Here is a 13709-nt window from a genome sequence, read left to right as displayed (position 1 = left end):
GAAGCTGCGGGCGGCAAAAAGAGTGACGGCAAAAGAGTGACGAAGGAAAGGGAGGTCATCATGTCCGATCGCCTTGTCGGCACGAATCGCCAGACGGCGCTTAAGGAACTGCACGGCTGGGCGGAGGTGTTGGAGCGCGACGCCATCCGCAAGACCTACCATTTCGCCAATTTCCCGGCCGCCTGGGGCTTCATGACCCAGGTCGCCTTGCTGGCCGAGAAGACCGGCCACCACCCCGAATGGTTCAACGACGTCGGCCGGGTCGAGGTGATCCTCTACACCCGCAGCGCCGACGCCGTGACCCAGGCCGACATCGACTTCGCCCACCGCCTGGACCAGATGGCGCCGCTGCACGACCGCTGAGGTGGCTGGCACGGGACCCATCGGCCCACCACGGGCGTTACCCTTGTCCCGTCGGTGCGGTACCGGCGGGACACCCGACCCGTGCAGTGCGGAGCCGCCGACCATGCCGAAACCCTTGACCCTGTCCATCCCCCACTCGCTCGGCCGGGCGGAGGCCAAGCGCCGGTTGGTCGACGGCATGGGCGAGGTGCGGGCGCGCCTCAGCGCCGTGGCGGCCAGCGTCGACGACAGCTGGACCGACGACCGCCTGAACTTCCGCGTCGTGGCGCTGGCCCAGACCATTGCCGGTCACATCGACGTGCTGGACGACAGCGTCGAGATGGAGGTGCAGCTACCCTGGGCGCTGGCGCTGCTGGCCGACAAGATCAAGAACAAGGTGTCCCGCCAGGGCACGCTGATGCTGGAGAAGAAGTAAGGGTTTGTGGGGAGGTGTCGGCCGACGATGCCCCCTCCCCAACCCTCCCCCGCTCTCGCGGGAGAGGGAGCGAGTGCTTGATTGGGAAGGCAGCGGCAGTCCCTCCCCTGCGAAGCGGGGGAGGTTAGGAGGGGGCAATCGAAGCCCGCACCTCCCCACCCATCCTTACCTCCCCTACCCCTCCGAAGGCTCGTCCACCTTGCGCCGCGCCAGCGGGTGGTGGTCGTGCATGACCTTCTTCAGCCGTTCGGTCACCACATGGGTGTAGATCTGCGTCGTCGCGATGTCGGCATGGCCCAGCATCTTCTGAACGGAACGCAGGTCGGCGCCATGGTCGAGCAGATGGGTGGCGAAGGCGTGGCGCAGGACGTGGGGGCTGACCTTCTCCGGGTCGATGCCGGAGTCGATGGCGAGTTGCTTCAACAACTGGGCGAAGCGCTGGCGCGTCAGGTGCCCTTCGCCGGAGCTGCGTGACGGGAACAGAAAGGGGCTGTGCCCGGCGTCCGCTCCGGCAGCCGGCGGGATGAAGTGGCCGCGCAACGGGATGTAGCCGGCCAGCGCTGCCAGCGCCGGGTCGGACAGCGGCACCATCCGCTCCTTGCCGCCCTTGCCGCGCACCAGCAGGCCGCGGCCGTCGCGCATGATCGCGGTCATCGGCAGGCCGACCAGTTCCGACACGCGCAGGCCGGTGGCGTAGAGCACCTCCAGCAGCGCCACCAGCCGCAGCCCCTCCGGCCCGCCGCGCGCCTCGGCGGTGGACAGCATGGCGCCGACCTCCGCCTCCGTCAGGATCTTGGGCAGCGGGCGGCCCTGCTTGGGGCTGTCGAGCGGCGAGGCGGGATCGTCGACGCGGCGGCCTTCCGACAGCAGGAAGCGGTAGAACTGCCGCATCGCCGACAGCCGCCGCGCCACGGTGCGCGGCGCGCCGTCCTTGCTTTGCACCGCCAGATAGGCACGCAGGTCCTCGGTCCCGGCCGCCTCCAGCGCCACGCTACGCTGGGCCAGCCAGCGGCCGAGGTCGGCGAGGTCGCGCTCATAGGCCAGCCGCGTGTTCACCGCCGCCCCGCGCTCCGCCGTCAGCATGTCGAGGAAGGCGTCCAGATGCGGGGAGGTGGCGAGCGTGCGCGGCTTGCACGGCCGGCCGCGGCGTTTGGCGCCGGGTTTGCCGGCGGCTTTGCCAGTGGCTGTGGCAGCGGCTTTGGCAGTGGCTTTGGCTGGGGGCTTGCTGCCGGTCATGGTGTCGGCGTCATGGTTGTGATGGGTTCCCCGGTCATGAGGTCAGTCGGCGGTCGAGGTGGGCACGGACGGGCCGGCGAGGGCGGCCATCGCCTCGCGGACCAGCGCGCGGGCATCCGGCTCCAGCCCGACCGCCTTCAGGTTGGCCGCCACGCGGGCGGTGACGACCGGCGGCAGGGCGGCGGGTCCGGCCTCCCCTATCAGCAGCAGGGCGACGGCCACCGTCTCGCCGATGCGGCCGCCGGCCGCGGCGTCGCCCAGCCGCTGCCACAGCGCCGGGTCGACGCCGGCATCGCTGCCGCTGGGTGGGCCGGCGCCATCGGTGGCCTTCATCCACGCCTCGTCCGGGATGGCGACTCCGGTGGCCTGGAGAAGCGCCAGCTGGCCGGCGATGCGGTTGCGGGCAAGGCCGTCGGCACCGCGCAGCGCCTCGTCCAGCCATGCGGTCAGCGCGCGCGGATCCTCGGCACCGCGCCCGGTGGCGACCACGGACAGCGGCCACAGCCAGGCGGTGTCGGCGCTCCGCCCGCTGCGCAGCGCCAGATCCTGCCATCGCCGCGCCTGATCCAGTCGGCCCAGCGCGTAATAGAGCCGGGCCGCCGCCGGTGCCAGCGCCGCGACGTCGCCGCTCGGCGACACGCTGTCGAGCAGCCCCGCCGCGGCATTGCCGACCGGGCCGGCGCGCAGGCGCGGATCGACCAGCTCCACCGCCAGAGCGGCCAGGGCGACGCGGCGCCGCCCGTCCATCGCCGCCGCCATCGCCTGATGGACCAGGGCGCGGGTGCGGGCGCTGCGGTCGCGCTGGGCGATGTCGCGCACCCGCAGCAGTTCGTCCCCCACCGCCGGCACTTGGGCATAGAGGTCCAGCAGTTGGCGGGCGTCGAGGAACAGCGAGGCCGCCGCCCGCTCGCCGGCGGCGGCGCGGGTGGTGGGATCGGTGGAGGGGTTGGTGGCGATGGCGGCCAGCGCCGGCGGGCTGTCCAGCGGCAGCCGGTCGGACGGCACGCCGATCCGCGCCGTACGCATGGCGGCGAGCAGCAGCGGCAGCCCCTCGCCGTCGCCCTGCAGGGACAGCATCCGGGCCGGCGGCGGCGCAGCTCCGGCCAGCGCCTCGGCAACCATCAGGAACGGGTCGGACCGCCGGCCGGCGCCGCGCAGCGTGGCCAGCGCCTCGTCGGTGCCGGCCTGATCGCCGACGCGGGCGCGGCAGAACAGGGCCAGCCTGCTCCAGTAGGCGGAGGTGAAGCTCCTGCCGCGGGCCAGCGCCCGCGTGCAGTCCAGGCCGCCGCGCACCAGCTCCGCATCGGTCAGTGCCCTGGCCGCCGGTTCGTCCGCCGCCAACGCCGCCGGAAGCAGGTCGGCCAGCTCGGCCGCCCCGGTGGGGTCGCCGAGCCGAGCCAGCTTCTCGATGCGCAGGGCGCCGAAACGGCGGGGCGGTGGCGACTCACCCGTGGCGACGGCGGGGGAGCCCGCGCTCAACAGCAGCCGGCGCTCCAGCGCCTTGACGGTGGGGGACGGGGTGTCGACCGGAAGCGCGGCAATCAGGGGCAGAAGCTCCGCCCGGCCGATGCCGCGCCAAGGGTCGCCGCCCAACCCCCGCATGCCGCTGAGGGTGCCGGCCCCGTCCGGGTCGGGCGCACCCAACGACTCGCTCGCGACGGGCGCCGGCCGCGCCACCATGGGGGAGACGGCGGGCGGCGGGGTTACCGCGGGCGGATAGGCCGGCACGACGACCGGGGCTGGGACCGGAGCGGGTGCGGGGGACGCCACGTCGGGCGTCAGCCGGATCGGCGGGCCGAGGGCCTGGGCGGCGGCGGCCATGGCCCAGCCAGTCGCCAGCAGCCCGGCCAGCAGCGGAACCGCGACCCGGGGGACGCCCCCGGCCGATGGTCGGGGTTCAGCGCGGGAAGCGCTCATCCGGCAGAACCTTCTCCACCGTTTTCGACGGAGCCGGCAGATCCCACGAGGCAAGGAACACCACGCCACCGGCGATCACCAGCAACAGCAGGACGAAGAGGATCGAGAGAAACCGGCTCATGGCACCAGGGACGTGTTGTGTCGGAAAAAAACGGAGGAGCGGAGCTACCACGCCCTGCGTCCGCAGGGCTTGGGACAAGCAATGGCTTTTCTGCTAAAGCATCCGCGGTCCCGGCCGGGGGCCGGGAGGCGGCGCAGTGTAGCCACAGGTCGGACCGCGGCGCAACCCGTCCACCCGATCTTTGGACAAGGCCGGGGCGCTTGTGCCGGCCAGCTGTCGGCGGGTATGAGTGTTGTCTGTTTCAGCGGTGTGACGGCCTGCGAGGACATGGGCCGGGGACATGGGCCGGGGACATGGGCCTGCTGGCATCGAAGGGTACGGGTGGCGGATCGGATGGATGTGATGGGACTGCGCAAGGCGATGACGGCCCAAGGTCCGGGCACGGGTGCGGCGGAGGATGCGGAGCCGCTGCTTCCGCGCACCGTGGTGCTGGTCGGGCTGATGGGGGCCGGCAAGAGCGCCATCGGGCGCCGGCTGGCGACGCGCCTGCACCTGCCCTTCCGCGACGCCGACACCGAGATCGAGGCGGCGGCCGGCTGCACCATCGCCGAAATCTTCGCCCGCGACGGCGAACCGGTCTTCCGCTCCGTCGAACGCCGCATCATCAGCCGTCTGGTGAAGGACGAGCCGGTGCATATCCTGGCGACCGGCGGCGGCGCCTTCATGGACCCGGAGACCCGCGCCGCCATCCGCGAGCACGGCGTGTCGGTCTGGCTGCGCGCCGAGTTGGACGTGCTGGTCGCCCGCACCGCCCGGCGCACCCACCGCCCCATCCTGAACCAGGGCGACCCGCGCGCCATCCTGGGCCGGCTGATGGAGCAGCGTTATCCCATCTATGCCGAGGCCGACCTGACCGTGGTCAGCGACGAACGTCCGCCCGACGTGACGGTGGAACTGGTGATCGACGCGCTGGAGGCGCATTTCGGCGTCCAGCTTCCCCACCGTGCGCCGCGCGGCGGACGGCCCGGCAAGAGCGACACCCCCAAGACAGACGCTCCCAAGACAGACGCCTCCTGATCCTCTTCTCCGCCCCCTTCCCGATCCACCAGCTTCGCGGACTGCCCCGATGACCTCCGTCTCCGCCACCACCCCGGCCGCACCCGACACCGTCCGCCTGGAGCTGGGCGCCCGCAGCTACGACATCCTGGTCGGCGACGGCGTGCTGGCCAATGCCGGCGAGCGCATCGCCGCCGTCACCCGCGGCCGGGCGCCCATCGTGGTGACCGACGCCAACGTGGCGCCGCTGCATCTGGACACGCTGAACGCCGCGATGCAGCGGGCGGGGATCGCGCCGCAGCCGGCCATCGTCCTGCCGGCCGGTGAGAAGACCAAGGACTTCGCCCATTTCCAGCAGCTGATGGACGACATCCTGGGCCGCGGCATCGAGCGGTCGACCGTCCTTCTGGCGCTGGGCGGCGGGGTGATCGGCGACATCACCGGCTTCGCCGCGGCGTCGGCGCTGCGCGGCATCGACTTCATCCAGGTGCCGACGACGCTGCTGTCCCAGGTCGACAGCTCGGTCGGCGGCAAGACCGGAATCAACAGCCGCCACGGCAAGAACCTGATCGGCGCCTTCCACCAGCCACGGCTGGTCATCGCCGACACCGCCACGCTGGACACCCTGCCCCGCCGCGAGGTGCTGGCCGGCTATGCCGAGGTGGTGAAATACGGCCTGATCCGCCAGCCCGACTTCTTCGCATGGCTGGAGCGGAACGGCCGGCGGGTGGTGGACGGAGACAGCGATGCCCGGCGCCATGCGGTGACGGTCAGCTGCCGCGCCAAGGCCGACATCGTCGGTGTGGATGAGCGGGAGAGCGGCGACCGCGCGCTGCTGAACCTGGGCCACACCTTCGGCCATGCGCTGGAGGCGGCGACCGGCTTCGGCCAGACCCTGCTGCATGGCGAGGCGGTGGCGATCGGCATGGTGCTGGCCTTCGACCTGTCGGTCCGGCTGGGGCTGTGCCCGGCCGAGGACGCCCGGCGCGCCCGCACCCATCTGGCCGAGGTCGGCCTGCCGGTGCGCCCGGCCGACATTCCCGGCGTCGCCTGGGACGTCGATGGGCTGGTGAGGTCGATGGCCAAGGACAAGAAGGTGCAGGACGGCCGCATCACCTTCATCCTGGCCGACCGCATCGGCAACGCCTTCACCCGCCGCGACGTCGATGCCACCGCCGTCCGCGCCGTGCTGGACGAGTCGGTCCGGTCCGCCTGATCCGCTATATCACGGACAATCCGCCTTTCGCACAATAGCCGCGCCGACGGTTGCCCGCCCATACTCCCCCGACAAGACCGCGGCCATTCCGCCGCGGCGGAATCGGGGAGGATGGGTGATGAAGGCAATGATGGGCATGTCGGCCGTTGCGGTCCTGCTGCTGGCGGCGGCGCCGGCCATGGCGCTGGAGGTGCGCGAGCAGGCGACGATCAAGGCGCCGATCGAGCAGGTGTGGAAACAGATCGGCCCCTTCTGCGCCATCGGCGACTGGCATCCGGCAGTGGAGAGCTGCAATCTTCGCAAGACGGGGAACAAGCAGGAACGCGACCTTGCGCTGAAGGGCGGCGGCGCCATTCAGGAACGGCTGACCGGCCTGTCCGCCGCCAAGCACCGGATGCGCTACACGCTGCTGAGCGGACCGCTGCCGGTGAAGAACTACAACTCCACCATCCGGCTGAGCGCGGTGGATGCCCACACCACCCGCATCACCTGGTCCTCGCACTTCGAGGCCAAGGGCGCCTCCGACGCCGAAGCCCGCAAGGCGATTGCCGGCATCTACACCAGCGGCTTCGACGGGCTGCGCAAGCGGTTGGAATCCGCCCAGTAACCGCGCCGTCGGCAAAGACATACCGCGATATGCGGTAAATTCCCAGCAATCGGTTCTATTGACTATCCGTGCATCAAGCTGACAGGATCGGTATGCCGCGCTGCGAAATCGCGGTCGAGTGCATCGTTCGTCCACAAAACCTGCAATCACGAGGGAGACGGGACACATGCCGACACGCCGACTGATGCCTGACGTCATCAAGAACCAGGAGCTGTCCTGCCTGCCGCCGGGCGCCACCGTGCGCGATGCCGCCACGCTGATGGCCGAAAAGCGCATCGCCGCGGTGCTGGTCACCGAAGGGCGCACGCTGAAGGGCATCGTCACCGAGCGCGACATGACCGCCCGCGTGGTCGCGGCCGGACTCGACCCCGACACCACCCGGCTGTCCGCGGTGATGACCGCCGATCCGGACACGCTGGAACCCTCGGCCACCGCTCTGGCGGCGCTGGAACTGATGGAACGGCACCATTACCGCCACCTGCCCATCGCGGTGGGCGGCGAGGTCGTCGGCATGGTGTCGATCCGCGACCTGTTCGCCGTGGTGCGCACCCATCTGGAGGACGAACTGCGCAGCCGCGAGGCTTACATGTTCGGCAGCGGCTATTCGGCGGAGGCCACCCTCGGCTGAGCGCGAGCCGGGGGCTGACCTATAGGTAACGCTGCGTTGCGGCGGGGTCGGGTTGACCGGGCGCCCGGCCCCGCCGATAGTCGAGGGTGAGCCATCCTCACTGCTGAACTGGAACGCCCGATGTCCGCGCCCTCGCTGTCCGCCCCCGCCGCGCGCGAGCCGATCCACACCCGCCGCGTCACCTGCCAGGGCTTCCGGCGCGCCGACGGGCTGTGGGACATCGAAGGCCACCTGACCGACGTCAAGAGCTACGGCTTCCACACGGAGGAGCGCGGACATCTGGAGCCGGGAACGCCGATCCACCAGATGTGGATGCGCCTGACGGTGGACGACAAGCTGACCGTCCAGGCGGTGGAGGCGGTGACCGAACACAGCCCCTACAAGGCCTGCGGCAGCATCACGCCGCGCTTCCAGCAGCTGGTCGGCCTGCGCGTCGGGCCGGGCTGGACCCGCGCGGTGAAGGAGCGGCTGGGCGGGGCGAAGGGCTGCACCCATCTGGTGGAGCTGCTGGGGCCGCTGGCGACCACCGCCTTCCAGACCGTCTACCCGATCCTGGCGCGCGAGGCGGCGGAGCGCGCCAAGGCAGCCGGCAAGCCGGCCCAGGACGACGGCAAGCGGCCGGTCCTGCTGAACATGTGCCACATCTTCGACAGCAACGGGGAGGTGGTGCGCAAGCACTGGCCTGCGCACTACACCGGCGGGGAAAACGAAGATGCCCGTGAAGAGGCGGCGGAATAGGCCGCGGTCTCCAGCAAATCCGCTGGGGAAATCCGCCGGGCGGGTGCCGAATCGGTCCCGCTCAGGCGTCCAGATGGGATTGGGTGGAACCGGTCAGGGCCGGACCGGGTGACGGGAAATTGCCGCCGACGGCGACCGCGGTCTTGACGCCTTCTGCCTCGTCGGACGGCGGCAGGTCGAACGGCGTGCCGACGAACGGATCGCTGCCGCCGTGTCCGGCGCGCTGATGGCCGTCCTCGGTGCAGGCCCGGCGGTAATAGGAGGCGATGAAGACCCGCACCGCGGAGGTCAGGGTGACATCCGCATCCTCCGGGTTGATGCCCCGGCGGCGCGCCTGCTCTTCGATCCGCTCCTTGATCTGGGTGCAGAGACGGTTGACGGTCAGACCTTCCCGACGGCCGATATCCTCCAGAGCATCCCACATCGACGGCTCCAGCCGCATGCTCGTGCGGTGCCCGCCGATCATGATGTTCTGGCTCCTCAACGGTTCCACCCCCGTCTGGGGAGTGTTCACCCGCTTCTTCTTCGGCCCACGCTTCGCCATCCGCAGCCCCTTCCACGAAGCCGCCGGCGGACATGCGAAGTTTGTGTCCGCCACGGCGCGATAAATGGTTGCATATATCGCACTTTACTAAACGTGGCGGGAAATGCAACCACGCTAGCGTCTTTCATTCTTATATGATTTCCTAAAATCGACTCTTGGTTGCATCCATATGTATGCTATTTCCGGCGTCCACCCGCCCATTATTTGGAGCGTGCGAACGGTCGATCGGTGACGGCGCCTGATCCGTTGGTCCGATCAGGCCCCGGCTTCGCCGGGGGCGTAGGTGGTCAAGCCCAGCGCATGCACCCGCTCGCGCAGTTCGTCGGCCAGCAGGGTGTAGATCATCCGCTGGCGCTCCACCCGCGACTTGCCGGCGAAGGCGGCGGAGACGACGGTGACGTGGAAATGGGTTTCCCCGGCGGCGTCCGCCCCGGCATGGCCGGCATGGCGGGCGCTGTCGTCGACGACCTCGAGCCGGTCCGGAGCCAGTCCGGCGGTCAGCTTTTCGCGGATGCGGGTGGCGTATTCCATGGCGGGTCCTGATGTCTGGGCACTGGTCGGGAATGCGTGGGACGGGCGGCGCCGGGCAAGCGATTCCCGTCGGCCGCGCCGGCAGCCAGGAGAGGGTGCGAGCCCCGCTTCTGTCAAGCGCCTGTCAAGCACAACGCCCCGCGGATTGCGGATGACGGAAGCCCGATTCGGCGCGCTTGCCAGAGGCATCGGCTCTTCCCATACTTGGCCGATGACCAGGAACCGCACCCGCTCCAGTTACGACAGCTACGCCGCTCCGCGTGCGGCCACCCGTGTGTGCGACCACCCCGAGTGCGTCGCCGCGGGCGAATACCGTGCGCCGAAAAGCCGCAGCAGTCTCAACGAGTACTGGTGGTTCTGCCTGGACCATGTCCGGGAATACAACCGCGCCTGGGACTATTACGCCGGCATGTCGACCGACCAGATCGAGGCCGAGGTGCGGCGCGACACCACCTGGCAGCGGCCGAGCTGGCCTCTCGGCAAATGGGCGACGCAGGAGCGCTTCATCCGCGAGCGCGTGGTCAACGGCTTCAGTTTCGAATTCGGTCACGAGGCCGGCAAGACGAAGGATGAGGAAAAGGCGCACCGGCGCCACCACGCCCGCACCGACGAGGAAAAGGCGCTGGCGGTCCTGGAATTGACGCCGCCCGTGGACTTCACACGCATCAAGGCACGCTATCGGGAGCTTGCGAAAAAGCATCATCCCGATGCCAATGGCGGCGACAAGGCTGCGGAAGAACGCCTGAAAGAAATCAATCAGGCCTACAATACGCTGAAAGCCTGTTATGCTGCCTGAAACCCCGTTGGCGGGCCGGGTCGATCCCGCGGCCGCCGGACAACCGACACTCGCTGGAACGTAAGAACCCGACCCATGGCTTCCCAAGGAGCGACCCAGGCCAGCTCGGCCCTGTTCGACCACACGCCCGACACCACCGTCTCGGTGCGCGAGGTCTTCGGCATCGACAGCGACATGCAGGTGCCGGCCTTCAGCCAGCGCTCGGAGCATGTCCCCGACCTCGACAGCGCCTACCGGTTCGACCGGGACACGACGCTGGCCATCCTCGCCGGCTTTGCCTACAACCGCCGCGTCATGGTCCAGGGCTATCACGGCACCGGCAAGTCGACCCACATCGAACAGGTGGCGGCACGGCTGAACTGGCCCTGCATCCGCGTCAACCTGGACAGCCACATCAGCCGCATCGACCTGATGGGCAAGGATGCCATCGTGCTGCGCGACGGCGTGCAGGTCACCGAGTACCGCGAGGGCATCCTGCCCTGGGCGCTGCAGCATGCCTGCGCCCTGGTGTTCGACGAGTATGACGCCGGCCGTCCCGACGTGATGTTCGTGATCCAGCGCGTGCTGGAGGTGGAAGGCAAGCTGACGCTGCTCGACCAGAACCGCGTCATCCGCCCGCATCCGGCCTTCCGCCTGTTCGCCACCGCGAACACCGTGGGCCTGGGCGACACCACCGGCCTGTATCACGGCACGCAGCAGATCAACCAGGGCCAGATGGACCGCTGGAACATCGTGGCGACCCTGAACTACCTGCCTGTGGATGCCGAGGTGAAGATCGTCCAGGCCAAGGTCGCGTCCTATGACGACGCCAAGGGCCGCGACACGGTGGCGTCGATGGTGCGTCTGGCCGACCTGACCCGCGCCGGCTTCATCAACGGCGACATCTCCACCGTCATGAGTCCGCGCACGGTCATCACCTGGGCCGAGAACGCGCGCATCTTCAACGACGTCGCCTTCGCCTTCCGCATCACCTTCCTCAACAAGTGCGACGAGGTGGAGCGGCCGACAGTCGCCGAATACTACCAGCGCTGCTTCGGCGTCGAACTGCCGGAGACGGGGGTCCAGGCGAACCTCGTGTGATGATGGTGTTCGGCCGCGGAACTCGCCAGGACAGTATCCGCCTTGCGCAGGGTCGCGGCCACGCACACAAGATCGACACGGATGTCACGGATTTAAACACGGATGTCACGGATGAAGGTGAGCCTTGGCGACGCGCTGGATGAATTGACCAAGCGCATCGTCGGCGCCGCGTTCGCCGTACACAACGGCCTCGGTCATGGCTTCGTCGAAGCAGTCTATAAAAAGGCTTTGCTGCGCGAACTGGCGGACTGCGGACTGGAGGCCGCTGCCGAGGTACCGTTCCAAGTCCGTTACAAAGGCGACCCGGTGGGAAGCTACTATGCGGATATCGTTGTGGAAGGACAGGTCATCATCGAATTGAAAGCATGCGAAGCGTTGGGCGATTCACATGTCAGGCAGGTCTTGAACTACCTCCATGTCAGTGGTTTGCCTACGGCTCTCCTTTTCAACTTTGCTGAGCCGCGCCTTGCGATCAGGCGTGTACTGCCACGGTCAAGACATCCGTGAAATCCGTGTCTAAATCCGTGACATCCGTGTCAATCTTGCCCACCGCGCCGTAACTCTCCCAAGAACGAAGACGCCCCCGCGATGACCACCCAGAACGACACCCCCGTCGAGGCCTTCAAGCGGTCCACCACCGCCACGGTGCGCGCCATGTCCCGCCGGGCGGAGGTGCAGGTGGGCTTTTCGTCCGATCCGCCGGGGCTGTCGGGCCAGCGGGTGCGGGTGCCGCTGCCGGCGCGCGATCTGAACCCGGTCGAGGTCGCCAAGCTGCGCGGGGCGGCCGATGCCGTGGCGCTGCGGCTGCGCTATCACGATTCCACGGTGCATGCCCACCGCATGCCGCTGGGCGATGCCGCGCGTCAGGCCTACGACGCGCTGGAGCAGGCGCGCTGCGAAGCGTTGGGCAGCCGCGACATGGCCGGTGTCGCCCATAACCTCGAAGCGGCGCTGGAAGACCGCTACGCCCGCCAGGGCCTCGACCGCGTCGAGGATCGCGGGCAGGTGCCGCTGTCCGAAGCGTTGCGGCTGATGGCGCGCGAGGCGATGACCGGTGCGCCGCCGCCGCCTGCCGCCGCCCATGCCGTCGACCTCTGGCGTCCCTGGATCGAGGAGCGGCTGGGCAAGGATATGAAGGGGCTGGCCAACTATGCCGGCGACCAGGAAGCCTACGCCAAGGCCGTCCGCCGCCTGCTGGCCGACCTCGACATGGAAGTCGGGCAGGAAGCCGACCAGGAAGAGGAGGAGGACCAGCAGACCCAGTCCTCCGAGAACGACGAATCGCCGGAGCACGGCCAGACCCGCGGCCAGGACGAGGACCAGTCCGACTCCGAATCCATGGCGTCCTCCGACATGCAGGATTCGTCGGAGGCCGGCGAAAGCGCCGAGGAGGGCGCCGGCGAGGAAGGCGACATGGAGATGGGCGAGGGCGAGGGGGCGGAAGAGCCCGCCGGCCCCGGCCAGCCCTGGCGCAATGACGTCAACCGCCGCAACGAACCCGACCCCAACGCCTACAAGGCCTTCACCACCCAGTATGACGAGGTGGTGGACGCCGCCGACCTCTGCGACCCGGCGGAACTGGAGCGGCTGCGCCACCTGCTGGACCAGCAGCTGCAGCATCTGCAGGGCGTGATCTCCAAGCTGGCGAACCGGCTGCAGCGCCGGCTGATGGCCAAGCAGCAGCGGTCGTGGAACTTCGACCTGGAGGAGGGCATCCTCGACGCCGCCCGCTTGGCCCGCGTCGTCGCCAACCCGGTGCTGCCGCTCTCCTTCAAGGCGGAAAAGGAGATGGATTTCCGCGACACGGTGGTGTCGCTGCTGATCGACAATTCCGGCTCGATGCGCGGCCGGCCGATCTCCATCGCCGCGATGAGCGCCGACATCCTCGCCCGCACGCTGGAGCGCTGCGCGGTGAAGGTGGAGGTGCTGGGCTTCACCACCCGCGCCTGGAAGGGCGGGCAGGCGCGCGAGGCCTGGGTCGCCGCCGGCAAGCCGCCGCATCCCGGCCGCCTGAACGACCTGCGCCACATCGTCTACAAGGCCGCCGACATGCCGTGGCGCCGCGCCCGCAAGAATCTGGGCCTGATGCTGCGCGAAGGCATCCTGAAGGAGAACATCGACGGCGAGGCGCTGCAATGGGCGCACAACCGGCTGCTCGGCCGGCCGGAACAGCGCCGCATCCTGATGGTGATCTCCGACGGCGCGCCGGTGGACGACTCCACCCTGTCTGTGAATGCCGGCAACTATCTGGAACGCCACCTGCGCCAGACCATCGAGCAGATCGAGACCCGGTCGCCGGTGGAACTGGTGGCGATCGGCATCGGCCACGACGTGACCCGCTACTACCGCCGCGCCGTGACCATCGTCGATGCGGAGCAGCTGGGCGGCACGATGATGAACAAGCTGGCCGAACTGTTCGACGAGGACGACCGCCGCGGTGGCCGTCGCGGCTGGCGTTGACGTAAGGAAGCGGGAAGGGATGTTTCCAGTCTTTTCAGTGACTTAGCTGGAAATTCCGACC

The 13709-nt window shown here is 69.2% G+C and carries 16 protein-coding genes; 11 read left to right on the top strand and 5 right to left on the bottom strand.

The genetic code is table 11. From position 1 onward, the window contains the following. The first annotated feature begins 60 nt into the window (after nucleotides 1–60). Both ACCD06_RS17095 and ACCD06_RS17090 read left to right on the top strand, forming a co-directional pair. Nucleotides 61–363 (top strand): 4a-hydroxytetrahydrobiopterin dehydratase, encoded by a 303-nt coding sequence (locus ACCD06_RS17095; RefSeq protein WP_413342003.1) that lies wholly within the window; start codon nucleotides 61–63, stop codon nucleotides 361–363. 103 nt (nucleotides 364–466) lie between these two features. Next, complete coding sequence (locus tag ACCD06_RS17090; RefSeq protein ID WP_413342001.1) at nucleotides 467–778, top strand: polyhydroxyalkanoic acid system family protein; 312 nt, start codon at nucleotides 467–469, stop codon at nucleotides 776–778. Between the two features lie 174 nt (nucleotides 779–952). On the opposite strand, the gene ACCD06_RS17085 is transcribed toward ACCD06_RS17090, so the two are convergent. The 3 genes from ACCD06_RS17085 to ACCD06_RS17075 are packed head-to-tail and all read right to left on the bottom strand — an operon-like array spanning nucleotide 953 to nucleotide 4052. After that, nucleotides 953–2014, bottom strand: coding sequence for a site-specific tyrosine recombinase XerD (locus ACCD06_RS17085; protein WP_413341999.1), 1062 nt, complete (start codon nucleotides 2012–2014; stop codon nucleotides 953–955). A gap of 42 nt (nucleotides 2015–2056) precedes the next feature. Beyond that, a complete protein-coding gene (locus ACCD06_RS17080) occupies nucleotides 2057–3931 on the bottom strand; it encodes a hypothetical protein (RefSeq protein WP_413341997.1) in 1875 nt (624 codons plus the stop codon). Further along, a complete protein-coding gene (locus ACCD06_RS17075; protein WP_199230887.1) occupies nucleotides 3912–4052 on the bottom strand; it encodes a hypothetical protein in 141 nt (46 codons plus the stop codon). The genes ACCD06_RS17080 and ACCD06_RS17075 overlap by 20 nt, the downstream gene beginning before the upstream one ends. Nucleotides 4053–4412: 360 nt before the next feature. Here ACCD06_RS17075 and ACCD06_RS17070 point away from each other — a divergent pair, with 360 nt between their 5' ends. The 5 genes from ACCD06_RS17070 (at nucleotide 4413) to ACCD06_RS17050 (ending at nucleotide 8237) form a co-directional block, all read left to right on the top strand. Then, nucleotides 4413–5069, top strand: a complete 657-nt coding sequence (locus ACCD06_RS17070; protein ID WP_413342518.1) for a shikimate kinase — start codon at nucleotides 4413–4415, stop codon at nucleotides 5067–5069. A 49-nt stretch (nucleotides 5070–5118) separates the two neighbouring features. Then, nucleotides 5119–6264 carry a 3-dehydroquinate synthase gene (aroB, locus tag ACCD06_RS17065; RefSeq protein ID WP_413341995.1) on the top strand — a complete coding sequence of 382 codons (1146 nt, stop codon included), beginning with the start codon at nucleotides 5119–5121 and terminating at the stop codon, nucleotides 6262–6264. 118 nt (nucleotides 6265–6382) lie between these two features. Then, nucleotides 6383–6871 carry an SRPBCC family protein gene (locus ACCD06_RS17060; protein WP_413341993.1) on the top strand — a complete coding sequence of 163 codons (489 nt, stop codon included), beginning with the start codon at nucleotides 6383–6385 and terminating at the stop codon, nucleotides 6869–6871. Between the two features lie 166 nt (nucleotides 6872–7037). Further along, nucleotides 7038–7499 (top strand): CBS domain-containing protein, encoded by a 462-nt coding sequence (locus tag ACCD06_RS17055; RefSeq protein WP_109152042.1) that lies wholly within the window; start codon nucleotides 7038–7040, stop codon nucleotides 7497–7499. Between the two features lie 120 nt (nucleotides 7500–7619). Next, nucleotides 7620–8237, top strand: coding sequence for a DUF2889 domain-containing protein (locus ACCD06_RS17050; protein WP_109074992.1), 618 nt, complete (start codon nucleotides 7620–7622; stop codon nucleotides 8235–8237). A gap of 61 nt (nucleotides 8238–8298) precedes the next feature. Here the strand turns inward: ACCD06_RS17050 and ACCD06_RS17045 are convergent, their stop codons facing one another. Then, nucleotides 8299–8781, bottom strand: a complete 483-nt coding sequence (locus ACCD06_RS17045; protein WP_413341990.1) for a ribbon-helix-helix domain-containing protein — start codon at nucleotides 8779–8781, stop codon at nucleotides 8299–8301. Nucleotides 8782–9036: 255 nt separating this feature from the next. Then, nucleotides 9037–9312 (bottom strand): BolA family protein, encoded by a 276-nt coding sequence (locus tag ACCD06_RS17040; RefSeq protein WP_109074990.1) that lies wholly within the window; start codon nucleotides 9310–9312, stop codon nucleotides 9037–9039. A gap of 211 nt (nucleotides 9313–9523) precedes the next feature. Between ACCD06_RS17040 and ACCD06_RS17035 the strand changes: the two genes are divergently transcribed. The 4 genes from ACCD06_RS17035 (at nucleotide 9524) to cobT (ending at nucleotide 13648) form a co-directional block, all read left to right on the top strand. Further along, nucleotides 9524–10108, top strand: a complete 585-nt coding sequence (locus ACCD06_RS17035; RefSeq protein WP_109074989.1) for a DnaJ domain-containing protein — start codon at nucleotides 9524–9526, stop codon at nucleotides 10106–10108. A 75-nt stretch (nucleotides 10109–10183) separates the two neighbouring features. Next, complete coding sequence (cobS, locus tag ACCD06_RS17030) at nucleotides 10184–11188, top strand: cobaltochelatase subunit CobS (RefSeq protein ID WP_109074988.1); 1005 nt, start codon at nucleotides 10184–10186, stop codon at nucleotides 11186–11188. A gap of 111 nt (nucleotides 11189–11299) precedes the next feature. After that, nucleotides 11300–11695: a GxxExxY protein gene (locus ACCD06_RS17025; RefSeq protein WP_413341987.1), complete on the top strand. Its 396-nt coding sequence runs from the start codon at nucleotides 11300–11302 to the stop codon at nucleotides 11693–11695. Between the two features lie 81 nt (nucleotides 11696–11776). Then, entirely contained in the window at nucleotides 11777–13648 is a 1872-nt protein-coding gene (gene cobT / locus ACCD06_RS17020; protein WP_413341985.1) for a cobaltochelatase subunit CobT, read from the top strand. Nucleotides 13649–13709: the final 61 nt, after the last annotated feature.

This window comes from Azospirillum sp. CT11-132 (genome assembly GCF_047302835.1).
GTDB lineage: Bacteria > Pseudomonadota > Alphaproteobacteria > Azospirillales > Azospirillaceae > Azospirillum.
The sequence above is the reverse complement of the archived record's forward strand: the minus strand, read 5'-3'. Positions and strand labels throughout refer to the sequence as shown.